The organism is Corallococcus sp. AB049A, from assembly GCF_003668885.1.
Taxonomy (GTDB): Bacteria; Myxococcota; Myxococcia; order Myxococcales; family Myxococcaceae; genus Corallococcus; species Corallococcus interemptor.
Map to the genome: position 1 here is coordinate 20769 of NZ_RAWL01000040.1, position 12786 is coordinate 33554.

The 12786-nt window shown below is 66.5% G+C and carries 8 protein-coding genes; 3 read left to right on the plus strand and 5 right to left on the minus strand.

The genetic code is table 11. The annotated features are described in order from the left end of the window. The first annotated feature begins 113 nt into the window (after window positions 1-113). The gene (locus D7X55_RS06940; RefSeq protein WP_121722594.1) at window positions 114-536 is read left to right on the plus strand and encodes an Ig-like domain-containing protein; all 423 of its coding nucleotides are present in this window, start codon (window positions 114-116) and stop codon (window positions 534-536) included. A 184-nt stretch (window positions 537-720) separates the two neighbouring features. After that, window positions 721-2673 (plus strand): M3 family metallopeptidase, encoded by a 1953-nt coding sequence (locus D7X55_RS06945; RefSeq protein ID WP_121722595.1) that lies wholly within the window; start codon window positions 721-723, stop codon window positions 2671-2673. Window positions 2674-2726: 53 nt separating this feature from the next. On the opposite strand, the gene D7X55_RS06950 is transcribed toward D7X55_RS06945, so the two are convergent. After that, entirely contained in the window at window positions 2727-5234 is a 2508-nt protein-coding gene (locus D7X55_RS06950) for a glycogen/starch/alpha-glucan phosphorylase (protein ID WP_120549433.1), read from the minus strand. Window positions 5235-5512: 278 nt separating this feature from the next. Here D7X55_RS06950 and D7X55_RS06955 point away from each other — a divergent pair, with 278 nt between their 5' ends. After that, on the plus strand, window positions 5513-6100 hold the full coding sequence (locus D7X55_RS06955) for a DUF2378 family protein (protein ID WP_121722596.1): 588 nt from the start codon (window positions 5513-5515) through the stop codon (window positions 6098-6100). A 66-nt stretch (window positions 6101-6166) separates the two neighbouring features. On the opposite strand, the gene D7X55_RS06960 is transcribed toward D7X55_RS06955, so the two are convergent. The 4 genes from D7X55_RS06960 to D7X55_RS06975 form a co-directional block, all read right to left on the minus strand. Continuing rightward, entirely contained in the window at window positions 6167-7357 is a 1191-nt protein-coding gene (locus D7X55_RS06960; protein WP_120549431.1) for a peptidoglycan DD-metalloendopeptidase family protein, read from the minus strand. 85 nt (window positions 7358-7442) lie between these two features. After that, entirely contained in the window at window positions 7443-8936 is a 1494-nt protein-coding gene (locus tag D7X55_RS06965) for a SpoVR family protein (RefSeq protein ID WP_120549430.1), read from the minus strand. A gap of 41 nt (window positions 8937-8977) precedes the next feature. After that, the gene (locus tag D7X55_RS06970; RefSeq protein ID WP_120549429.1) at window positions 8978-10087 is read right to left on the minus strand and encodes a DUF444 family protein; all 1110 of its coding nucleotides are present in this window, start codon (window positions 10085-10087) and stop codon (window positions 8978-8980) included. 36 nt (window positions 10088-10123) lie between these two features. Further along, on the minus strand, window positions 10124-12187 hold the full coding sequence (locus tag D7X55_RS06975) for a PrkA family serine protein kinase (RefSeq protein WP_121722597.1): 2064 nt from the start codon (window positions 12185-12187) through the stop codon (window positions 10124-10126). Between the last annotated feature and the right edge of the window lie 599 nt (window positions 12188-12786).

Consider the following 12786-nt stretch of genomic DNA (forward strand, 5'->3'; position numbering starts at 1 on the left):
TCCGGCATGCACGCCGGGGCGGCCTTCCGCCATTTCTAGCGCATCCCGGCTCGTGACAGACTCCGCCCGCCGCACACCCACTTCGGGCGCGGGCCGTCCGGGAAGGAATGCTCATGTCTTCGCGTCGCGTGCTGCTGGCTCGGTGCCTGGTGGTGGGGCTGCTGGCCCTGGGCGTCCCGGTGGGGTGCGGAGAGGACCCGAAGGTCCCTTCCCCCCTGGTGGCCCCGGAGAAATGCTCGGTGGAGTTCTCCCCCAGTTCGGATCCGTTGCTGGCGAACGGTCAGGACACCATGGTCGTCATGGTCACGCTGCGCAACGCGGACGCCATGCCGCTGTCCGGACGCGTCGTGAACATGCAAGCGGGGACCGGCGACGGCTTCACCCTCTTGCAGGAGAAGGGCCTCACGGATGGCCAGGGGCAGAACCGCGTGGAGGTGCGCGCCACCACCCCGGGCACCAAGACGGTGTACGTGTCGGCGAACGAGCTGGATGGCGTGAGGGTCATCCTCGGCGAGGTGGCGATCGAGTTCCGGTAGCCCCGTCCCCATATCCATGGGGGGCGACTGGCTGAAGCCCGCCCGTCCGCCGCCCGACGGACGGGGCAGGGAAGGGCGTCCACTGCACGGCACCCGCTCGCGACGCCTCACACGGATGCTGCCAGGGCCCCCGGAGCGCATTAGCCTTGGGCACCACACCCACGGCTTGAGAGGAGCCCATCCCGTGTCCGAGCCCCTGGTCCCAGACGCCGCCCGCCATGTCACCTGCCCGCCGGAGGAGTTCCGCCGCGCGAGCGAAGAGGCCCTGGCCAAGGCCCGCGACGGCATCGCGCGTCTGAAGACGCTGCCTGCCTCCACGCCCTCCCAGGACGTCCTGGAGCTGTTCGACGAGTCCTCCGCCGCCCTGGACGACGCCGCCTCGCGCGCCAGCGTCGTGCGCCACACGCACCCGGAGGCCACCCTGCGCGAGGCCGCCGAGCAGTCCGAGCAGGCCATCGAGAACCTGGCCAACGACATCCGCATGGACCGGGGCGTCTACGACGTCCTGGCGCGCGTGGACCTGTCCGGGGCGGACGCCGCCACGCGCAAGTGGATGGAGAAGGTGCTGCGCGACTTCCGCCGCGCCGGCGTGGACCGCGACGACGCCACCCGCGCCAGGGTGAAGGCGCTCCAGGAGGAGCTGGTCCGCATTGGCCAGGAGTTCAGCCGCAACATCAGCCAGGACACCCGCAAGGTGTCGCTGCCCCCGTCCGCGCTGGACGGCCTGCCGGAGGACTACGTGCGCGCGCACGCCCCCGGCGAGGACGGCCAGGTGCGCATCTCCACGGACTACCCGGACCTGGTGCCCTTCCTCACCTACGCGCGCGACGGCAAGGCCCGCGAGGAGCTGTGGCGCGCCAACCGCCAGCGCGGCTACCCCGCCAACGTGGACGTGCTCCAGAAGCTGGTCCAGAAGCGCCACGAGCTGGCCACGCTCCTGGGCTACCCGCACTGGGCCGCCTACGCCACCGAGGACAAGATGGTGCGCACCGCGGACGCCGCGGGCACCTTCATCCGGAAGATCGCCGACGCGTCCGAAGAGCGCATGAAGCGCGACTACGCGGTGCTCCTGGAGCGCAAGCGCAAGGACGACCCGAAGGCCGACAAGGTGAACCCGTGGGACTCCGGCTACCTGGATGACCGCGTGAAGGCGGAGCAGTACGCCTTCGACTCGCAGACGGTGCGCCCGTACTTCGAATACACGCGCGTGAAGCAGGGCGTGCTGGACCTCACCGCGCGAATCTTCGGCGTCACCTACCGCCCGGTGAAGGACGTGCCCGTGTGGCACCCGGACGTGGAGGTCTACGACGTCTACGAGGGCCCCGCGCTCAAGGGCCGCTTCTTCCTGGACATGCACCCGCGCGCGGACAAGTACAAGCACGCGGCCCAGTTCACGTTGACCAGCGGCAAGTCCGGCCGCCGGCTGCCGGAAGGCGCGCTCATCTGCAACTTCCCCAAGCCCGGCACGGAGCCCGCGCTGATGCAGCACGGCGACGTGGAGACGTTCTTCCACGAGTTCGGCCACCTCCTGCACCACATCTTCGGCGGCCACACGAAGTGGGCGGGCCTGTCCGGCGTGCGCACGGAGTGGGACTTCGTGGAGGCGCCGTCGCAGATGCTGGAGGAGTGGGCGCGCGACGTGACGTGCCTGCAGACCTTCGCGAAGCACTACCAGACGGGAGAGGCGCTGCCCGCGGAGCTGGTGGAGCGCATGCTCGCCGCGGACGAGTTCGGCAAGGGGCTCTTCGTGCGCCAGCAGATGTTCTACGCGGCGCTCAGCCTGGAGCTGTACCGGCGCGACCCGAAGAACCTGGACGCCACCGCGCTCGTGCGTGAGCTGCAGGGCCAGTACATCCCCTTCCCGTACCTGGAGGGGACGTACTTCCACCTCACCTTCGGGCACCTGGATGGGTACTCGTCCAACTACTACACGTACATGTGGTCGTTGGTCATCGCGAAGGACCTCTTCACGGTGTTCCAGACGAAGGGGCTGCTCAACCCGGAGCCCGCGCAGGCCTACCGCCGCGCGGTGCTGGAGCCGGGCGGCTCGGACGACGCCGCGCGCCTCGTGCACCAGTTCCTCGGCCGCGACTACGACTTCCGCGCGTACGAGGCCTGGCTCAACAAGGCCGCCTGAGTGACGGCGAGGGGCCCCGGCTTGAAACGCCGGGGCCGCCCCGTGGCCTCACGTCATTCCACGTCGGTCTTCTGCACCCGCCAGATCTCCTCCGCGTACTGCTTGATGGTGCGGTCGGAGGAGAAGATGCCCGCGCGGGCGACGTTGATGATGCACTTCTTCGTCCAGGACTCCTGGTCCTTGTAGGCGCGCGCCACGTCCTCCTGCTTCGCCGCGTAGGCCGCGAAGTCCGCCAGCACGAGGTAGCGGTCCTCGTTGAGCAGGCTGTCCACCAGCGGCTGGAAGAGGTTGCGGTCCTCCGGAGAGAAGAAGCCGGAGCGGATGAGGTCCAACGCCTCGCGCAGCTCCGTGTTGGACTCGTACACCTCACGCGGCCGGTAGCCGGCCTTCTTGCGCGCGATGACCTCGTCCGCCGTGAGCCCGAAGAGGAAGAAGTTCTCGTCGCCCACCGCGTCGCGGATTTCAACGTTGGCGCCGTCCAGCGTGCCCAGCGTCAGCGCGCCGTTGAGCATCAGCTTCATGTTGCCCGTGCCGGAGGCCTCCCAGCCCGCCGTGGAAATCTGCTCGGACACGTCCGCCGCGGGGATGATGCGCTCCGCCAGGCTCACGCGGTAGTTGGGCAGGAACATCACCTGCAGCCCCGTGGCGCCCGCGTCGCTGTTGACGACCTCCGCGATGCCGTTGATGAGCCGGATGGTCAGCTTGGCCAGGTGGTAGCCCGGGGCCGCCTTCGCGCCGAAGAGGAACGCGCGCGGCGTGATGACGCTCGCCGGGTCGCGCCGCGCCTTCATCCACAGCGCCACGATGTGGATGGCGTCCAGCAGCTGCCGCTTGTACTCGTGCAGGCGCTTGATCTGCACGTCGAAGATGGCGTCCGGATTGAGCTGCACCCAGCGCAAATCCCTCACGTGCTGGGCCAGGTCCTCCTTGTTGGCGCGCTTCACCTCACGGAAGGCCTTGCGGAACTCCGCGTCCTCCGCGAGCGGCTCCAGCTTCCGCAACTGATCCAGGTCCGTGACCCAGCCCTCGCCGATGCGGCTGGTGATCAGCTTGGACAGACGCGGGTTGCACCACGCCAGCCAGCGGCGCGGCGTCACGCCGTTGGTCTTGTTGTTGAAGCGCTCCGGGTACATCTGCGCGAAGTCCGGGAGCACGTCGCGGCGCAGCAGGTCCGTGTGCAGCGCGGCCACGCCGTTGATGCTGTGGCTGCCCACGACGGCCAGGTGGGCCATGCGGATCTTCTTCTCCGGGCCCTCCTCCACCAGGCTCATCCGCTGCTGCTTCTCCACGTCGAACGGGTAGCGGATCTGCACCTGGCGCATGAAGCGCTGGTTGATCTCGAAGATGATCTCCAGGTGGCGCGGCAGCAGGCGCTCGAACAGCGACACCGGCCAGCGCTCCATGGCCTCCGCCAGCAGCGTGTGGTTGGTGTAGCCGAACGTCTCCTGGGTGATGGACCACGCCTCGTCCCAGAGCAGGCGCTTCTCGTCCACCAGCACGCGCATCAGCTCCGCCACGCCAATGGCCGGGTGCGTGTCATTGAGCTGGATGGCGCACTTGCGGCTGAAGTCCCGGAAGTCGTCGTGGTTCTTCAGGTAGCGCCGGACGATGTCCGCGATGGAGCACGCCACGAAGAAGTACTGCTGCTTGAGGCGCAGCTCCTTGCCCGCCTGGAACGCGTCGTTGGGGTAGAGGACCTTGGAGATGACCTCCGAGTCGTTCTTCTCCACCACCGACCGCTCGTAGTCACCGGCGTTGAACAGCAGCAGGTCGAACTCCGCGCTCGCGCGCGCCTGCCACAGCCGCAGCGTGTTGACCGTGTTGTTGCCGTAGCCCGCGATGGGCGTGTCGTACGGCACGCCAATCACAGTCTTGCCGCCCACCCAGCGCGCCACCGGCCGGCCATCCGGGCCCTGGTGGTGCTCCACGCGGCCGAAGAAGCGCACCGGCACGGCCTTCTCCGGCCGGACGATCTCCCACGGGTTGCCGAACTTCAGCCACTCGTCCGCGCGCTCCACCTGATGTCCCTCCACCAGGTCCTGGGAGAAGATGCCGAACTCGTAGCGGATGCCGTAGCCCATGCCCGGGTAGCCCAGGGTGGCCAGCGAGTCCAGGAAGCACGCCGCCAGCCGGCCCAGGCCGCCGTTGCCCAGGCCCGCGTCCGGCTCCATCTCCAGCAGCTGCGTCAGGTCCACGCCGACTTCCTGCATGGCGGCGGCGGCGGCCTCGTACATGTTGAGGTTGAGCAGGTTGTTGCCCAGCGCGCGACCCAGCAGGTACTCCGCGGACAGGTAGTAGGCGCGCTTGACGTCCTGCTCGTAGTAGGTGCGCGCCGTCTTCACCCAGCGGTCCGTGAGGCGGTCGCGCACGGCCAGGGACAGCGCCATGAAGCGGTCGTGCGGCGTGGCCGTCTCCGGGTTCTTGCCGCGCGAATAGCGCACGTGTTCGAAGAAGCCGCGACGGACGCTGGCCGCGTCGAGCCCGGTGCGGCCGCTGTCTTCGGGAGTTCCCGAGGCGGAGGGCGGGGGCGCTGCGGGGCGCGCGGAGGCGGGAGGAGCCATAAGTCGGTCGTCTCGAGGGTCGCGAAGAGGTTGAAGGACTGCGGGGCGCACCCGTGCTTTTGACGCGGGCCGCCCATGACGGAAGGCTACCGTGTCACGCCAGCCCAGGGCAGCGGAAACCCACGGCTTCCATGGGGGGTCGGCCGCTTCCTCCGTCAGGGAGGGAAGGTGCTGGGGGACCCGCCGTGACGCGGCGCGGCCACAGGGAATGACAGACATCCACACCGCCTTCGTGAGAGGGACCGAAAACGCGCAAAACTGGAGTACAACGCTTCCGAATGTCCCTCCCCCTGGATGACCTGGAAGAGCGCATCGCCCTCACCCGGCCCGGGGACACCGTGCGAGGGCTGAGCTTCGCGGCGGTGCTGCGGCTCGTGCACCAGCGGCTGGGGCGTGACGCCTCGGAGCGCCTGCGCGCGCCGCTCATGCAGCGCAGCCCGGTGGACTTCTTCTCCTACCCGGCGGTGGACTTCCTGCGCCTGCTCGCCTTCGCGTCCGAGGCGCTGGAGCCCCAATACGGCACGCGCGACGTGGCCCTGCGGGCGTGCGGAGAGGCCATCGTGGGGACGTTCCTGGAGTCCACGGTGGGGCAGACGCTCCTGCGCCTCACGTCCGGTGGCGGAGACCCCAAGCGGCTCTACAGCAACGCGCCCACGTCGTACTCCACCGCGGTCAGCTACGGACAGCGCGAGTACCAGGCCCTGGGCGACAAGCGGGTGCGGCTCTGCTTCAAGGGCGACCTGCTGCCCGTGCAGGTCCACGAGGGCATCCTCGGCGGCGCCCTCACCGCGCTCCACCGCGAGGGCAGCGTGCAGGGCACCGAGCGCGGCCTGGGCGACTCCGAATTCCTCATCGAGTGGACCTGAAAAAGCGACGGGCCCCGCTCCACCGTGAAGGGGAGGAGGCCCGTGGGCTTGAAGCGCGGGAGGGCGCTACTTCGTGGCGGTGGGCGGCGGGCCCGCCTTGCCGGCGACGGCGGCCACGGACACGGCGTCCAGTTGCTGGGCCATGTCCTGCGCCTTGGCGAGGAAGTCCGACGTCAGCTCCTTGGGCAGCGGATCCGCGCGGGGGAACTTCTGGGTGAGCGGGTTGGCGTAGGCGCCGTTGCGCTTCAGGCCGAAGTGCAGGTGCGGGCCGGTGGAGCGGCCGGTGTTGCCGGAGTAGGCAATCACCTGCTTCTGCCGCACGCGCTGGCCGGTGCGCACGCCGTCGCCAAAGCGCGACAGGTGCATGTACTGCGTCTCCATGCCGTTCGCGTGGCGCAGGACCACCATGTTGCCCGCGGCGCCCGCGTTGCCCGCGGACACGACGGTGCCGTCCGCCACGGCCCACACCGGGGTGCCAATGGGCGTGCCGTAGTCCACGCCGTTGTGGTTCTTCACGTACTGGAGCACCGGGTGGAAGCGCGACCCGAAGCTGCTGGTGACGTGCGCGTACTTCAGCGGGCTCTTGAGGAAGGTCTTCTTCGCGCTGGCGCCGTCCTCCTGGAAGAAGTTGGCCTCGCCGTTGGGCAGCACGTAGCGGAACACGCGCTTGTTGCCCACCAGGCCGCCTTCATACGTGGCCGCCAGCACCTCGCCGTAGCGCAGCACGCGGCCCTTGGAGACGAACTTCTCCACCAGGGCCTTGGCCCGGTCGCCCTTGCGCACGTCCCGGTAGAAGTCGATGTCCCACGCGAACACGTCCGACAGCACCAGGCCGATGGACGGGTCCTCACCGGCCGCCAGCGTCGCCTCGTACAGGGACGAGTTGATCTCCAGCGAGACCACCGACACCTGCTTCTCCACCTCGATGGAGCGCTTGCTGCCGACGTACTTCTCCCCGTCGCGGCGCACCTGCCACTCGTCCACGGTGCTCTGGCGGTAGTCGAAGAAGTCCAGCTCGCCGTTCTTCATCACCAGCCGGAACTGGTCACCCACGCGCGACTTGCGGAAGTCGAACACGCCCTCCAGCGCGGAGATGACCGCCGTCACCTGCTCGTCGGGCAGGGCCGCGTCGTGCAGCGCACCCGCCAGCGTCTGGCGCGGCTCGATGCGGCGGTTCTTGATTTCGAACTGGGTGGCGGCTTCGGACGTCGAAGCCACCCCGAGGGCGGCAAGGCACAGGAGGGAAGCGGTCTTCATGGGGGGCGATACAGGATTGTAGAGGACTGTTGGTCCTCCGCCCAAATCCTGACCGCACTTCGCCGCCCGCCTGCCTGCTTGCTGGTTACAGCTCCACTTTCTTTTCCGAGTGGTGCTGCCCGTCGTAGCGCAGGAGGGTCCCCTTGCCGTCGTAGCGGGTGATGATGTTCACCGGCCGGCGCCACAGGGACTGGAGGTTGCGCAGCGTCTCCCGCGCGTAGTCGCCCTTCAAATCCTGCCCGTCGTGCTTGTGCGCGAGCAGCAGCTCCGAGCGGTTCTCGTAGTTGCCGTCCACCACTTCGATGATGGGCTGGCCGAAGTTGGTGAGGGACGTGAGCAGCTTGTTCTTCACCTTGCGGAACTCGCGGTCGAGGATTTCCCACGAGTTGCGCTTGTCGTTGAAGCCGTAGACGAAGAGCTTCTGCTGCTGGGCGAACTCGGCGGTGAGGAACGTGTCGATGAAGGTGATGTCGTTGTAGTGCTTGCGCACCTCGAAAATCTTCTCCCGCCCCGCGCCCAGCTTCTTGTCCCAGGCCTGGCGCGCGCGAAGGTCATCGCACTCGTCCCACTCCTTGCCGAACTTGCCCTTGTTCCACCGGTCCTCGATGTCCCGCCACAGCTCGATGCCCAGCTTGTACGGGTTGATGGCGCCGGGGCGCACGCCCATGGTGCCGGAGTGGTGGTCCGCGTAGTCGATGATCTCGTCGTCGCGCAGCGCCCTGCGGGTCATGATGGTGGAGTGCCAGTAGCTGGCCCACCCCTCGTTCATGATCTTCGTCTGGCCCTGCGGCGCGAAGTAGTACGCCTCGTCGCGGAGGATGGAGAGGATGTCCACCTCCCACGGCTCCAGCGGCGCGTGCTCCAGCAGGAAGTAGAGCACGTCGCGCTGCGGGCGCTCCGGGAAGCGCTTGCGCTGCTGCTTCTCGTCCTCCGCGCGCTTGCGCTGGGAGTCCATGAACTCGGAGGGGTTGATGAAGCCGCGCATGTACTCGCGGTTCACCTTGAAGCCCTCCACGCGCTCGTTGGACTTCGCCTCTTCCTCCGCGCGCTGCGGGTCTGGATTGCGCCGGATGTGGGGCGCGTGCTGGTCGATGAGGTTCTCCAGCGACAGCGTCCGGTCGATGAAGTCCTCCACCTTCTCCACGCCAATCTTGTCCACCCAGCGCCGGACGCGGGTGGCGTGGTTGGCCATGTCGTCAATCATCCGGCGGTTGGTGTGCCGGAAGGAGAAGTTGTTCTTGAAGAAGTCGCAGTGACCGTAGACGTGGGCCATCACCAGCTTCTGGTCCACCTCCGGGTTGCTCTCCATCAAGTAGGCGTAGCAGGGGTCGTTGTTGATGACGAGCTCGTAGATCTTCGACAGCCCGTACTCGTACCCCTTCGCCAGCTGCTCGTACTCCATGCCCCAGCGCCAGTGGGGATAGCGGGTGGGGAAGCCGCCGTAGGCGGCCACCATGTTCATCTCGTCGTAGGACACCATCTCGAAGACGGTGTCGAAGAAATCCAGGCCGAACTCCTTGGCGTAGCCGTGGATTTCATCCCGAAGCGCGGCGAGTCGCGGCGTGAGGCTCTTGGGCATTGGGGCGGTGGCTCCGGTGGGGAATGAGACAGAAGCGCCTTTCAGCGCCCCTTGCCGAGGAAGTCCTTGATGGAGGCGTAGATGGCGTCCTTGTCCGCGATCTCGCTCAGCGCGACGTTGTTCGTGTCACCCACCGCCTCGCGCAGGTCCTTGATGAACTGCCCGCTGCCGTAGGGGGACTCCACCTGCCCGTAGGCGAACTGGTTCACCTGCGGGAGGATGTCGTTGCGGAGCATCTCAATGCACTGGCGCGTGTCATCCGCGCTCCAGTTGTCCCCGTCGCTGAAGTGGAACGGGTAGATGTTCCACGCGCTCTTCGGGTAGTCCGCCTGGATGATGTCCCGGCACAGCTTGTACGCGCTGGAGATCATCGTCCCGCCGGACTCGCGGGTGTGGAAGAACGTGTCGCGGTCCACTTCGCGCGCCACCGCGTCGTGGATGATGTAGCGCGACTCCAGGCCCTTGTACTGGTGCTTGAGCCACGTATCGAGCCAGAAGCTCTCGATGCGGACGATCTCCTTCTGCTCGTCTCCCATCGAGCCGGACACGTCCATCATGTAGATGATGACCGCGTTCGTCTCCGGCAGCTCCTGCAGCTTGTAGCTGCGGTAGCGCCGGTCCTCGCGCGTGGGGATGATGACCGGCATCTTCGGGTCGTAGGTGCCGGTGGCGATCTGCCGCTTCAGGGCCTGCTTGAAGGTGCGCTTGAAGTGGCGCAGGGACTCCGGGCCCGTGGTGTTCACGCCGGTGTACTTCACCTTCTGCGTGACGATGCGCTCGTTCTGCCGCCGCTCAATCCGCGGCAGCTGGAGTTCCTCGCCAAGAATCTGCGCCAGCTCCTCCAGCGTGACGTCCACCTCCAGGGCGTGATCGCCTTCGCCCTGGCCGGCCTGATGCCCGTCCCCGGGCTCCACCGCCCCGGGGCCGAGCTGCTGACCCACGTCACCGTCACCCTGTCCGACGCCGCCCTGCTCCTTGTGGCCGTACTTGAAGCGCGGGATGTCGATGAAGGGGATGGGGATGCTGATGGCATCCTTGCCCTTCTTGCCCAGCATCTCGCCCTTCTGCACGTACTTGCGCAGGTTGGCTTTGATCTTCCCGCGGACGATCTGTTTGAAGCGGGAGTGGTCCTGGTGGATCTTCAAGGTCACGGTGTCACGTCCCTCTTGGAGTCAATTCGCCAGGCGTTACTCCTTGGCGTCACCGCGGGCGAAGATGCTGGCCACGAAGTTCAGCACGTCCGTGGAGCAGATCTCGCAGTACCCGTAGTTCTTCATCATCCGGTCCTTCACCAGGTCGATCTTCTCCTGGGTCTCCTTGTCCACGACGGACGACACCAGGTTCTTGAGCTTGATGCTGTCCTTCTGGTCCTCGAACAGCTTCAGCTCCAGCGCCTTGTGCAGCCGCTCGTTGGTCCGGTAGTTGAAGGTCTTGCCCTCCACGGCGAGCGCGCCGATGTAGTTCATGATCTCGCCGCGGAAGTCGTCCTTGCGGCTCTCGGGGATGTCGATCTTCTCTTCAATCGACCGCATCAAGCGCTCATCCGGCACTTCATAAATACCGGTGTACTTGTTGCGGACCTTCTCCTTCTGGGTGAAGGCCTTGATGTTGTCGATGTAGTTGCCGCACAGCTTGCCGATGGCGTCCTCGTCGGCGCTGATGGCGCGCTGGACCTCGTTCTTGACGATGTCCTCGTACTCCTGCTTCACCGTGGTGAGCAGCTCCTTCATCCGCTTGCGCACGTCCTCGGTGTTGATGAGGGAGTGCGTCTTCAAGCCGGCTTCCAGCTCGTTGAGCACCATGAAGGGGTTGATGCAGCCCTCGCCCTTGTCGCTCACCAGGGCGTTGGAGATCTTGTCCTGGATGTAGCGGGCGCTGATGCCCTCCAGGCCCTCGCGCACGGACTCCTTGCGCAGCTCCTTGATGTTGTCCTCGGTGAAGTTGGGGAGCGTCTTGCCGTTGTAGAGCTTGAGCTTCTGCAGGAGCGACAGGTTGTGCTTCTTGGGCTCCTCCAGGCGCGTGAGGACGGCCCACATGGCGGCCATCTCCAGCGTGTGCGGGGCGATGTGCTTGCCCTTGATGGCGCGGGAGTTGAAGTCCTTCTCGTAGATCTTCACCTCCTCGGCCAGCTTGGTGATGTACGGGATGTCAATCTTCACCGTACGGTCGCGCAAGGCCTCCATGAACTCGTTGTTCTCGAGCTTCTTGTACTCGGGCTCGTTGGTGTGCCCGATGATGACCTCGTCGATGTCCGTCTGAGGGAACTTCTTCGGCTTGATCTTGTGCTCCTGCGACGCGCCGAGCAGGTCGTAGAGGAACGCGACGTCCAGCTTGAGCACTTCCACGAACTCGATGACGCCGCGGTTGGCGATGTTGAACTCGCCGTCGAAGTTGAAGGCGCGCGGGTCGGAGTCCGAGCCGTACTCGGCGATCTTCCGGTAGTTGATGTCGCCGGTGAGTTCGGTGGAGTCCTGGTTCTTTTCGTCCTTGGGCTGGAACGTGCCAATGCCCACGCGGTCCTTCTCACTGAAGATGAGCCGGTTGACGTGGACGTGGCCCATGACCTTGGCGAAGTCACCGCCGTACTGGGTCATCAGCTCCTTGAAGACGAAGCGGCAGGCGGGGCACAGCTCGCAGCCGTTGGGAATCGTGTAGCCGGACTCCGGCGGGGACAGCTCGGAGAAGACCTTGTCACGCCACTCGCGCGGGATGAGGTTGAGGGGCTCCTCGTTCATCGGGCACTTCATCTTCTCCTTGGTCACCGTGCCGTCCGGCTGCTTCTTGTCGGTGAGCCAGGAGAAGGTGTACGCGGCGCCCTCCGGCGTCTTCGAGTACTCCTCCATGCCCTTCTTGAGCAGGCGGGCGATGGTGGACTTGGACGAGCCCACGGGCCCGTGCAGGAGGATGACGCGCTTCTCCGTGCCGTAGCCTTGCGCCGCGGACTTGAAGACGTTGACCAGCTTCATCAGCGGCACGTCCAGGCCGAAGATGGCGTCCCGGCCGCCGAAGCGCTCGTCACTGAAGAAGTGGTAGCGGGTGAGCTTCTTCTTGTTGTCGATGTACTCCGACTTCCCGTGGCTGAGGATCATGTCGTAGATCCTCTGGAAGGCGGTGCGGGTGACCTTGGGGTTCTTGCGGACGATTTCGAGGTAGTCCTCGAAAGAGCCCTCCCAGTTGAGTTCCGCGTAGGTCTTCACGTCCTGGAACGCGGCGATTCTGGAGACCCACGAGCCCTTCTCAGCGTCCTTCATGTCTCTCCCTCGTAGCCTCACAGGAGACGCGAGAACTCGCGTGCTTCCGGGGGGCCAACATGGTGAACCTGGAGGGCTGGAAGGCCATTCCACACCCACTCCGAAGAGGTCCCAGGCGACGACAATCGCGATGCTTCAGCCCCTTCGGGACCCCGCCGCGGAGTGGGACCGCGCGTTCGGCTCGTGTCGGAGGGGAGCCGCCCTCCTCCACGGGGTGAAAAGGCACTTCGATTATAAGGACCGGGACGCGCGCTGGGAGGAGCCCCCCCGGTGCGATGTGTCCGGTCCCACCTCACCCAAGCGCGTACTTCCCGACGCTTGGGCTTTTGCTGGAGGACATCCCGTCCGGGCAGGCCCTCCCTGTGGGGCGGCGTCCGTGTCCGCTCCACATGTCGGCGTGACGGCCGGCGCGCCGGTTCCATCCCGTCCAGAACGGTCCGTAACGGCGCGAAATCCACGCTGCCCGGCGAAGTGGTTCCCGAGCCGGAGCAGGGCAGGCGGGCGGGCACCGGGCAGGGAGGTGGGACGCTGACTTGGCTTTGAGCCCTGCCTGCGTATCCTCGCGCGCGCCATGGTTCCCGCTTCGAGTCCCGCCGCCC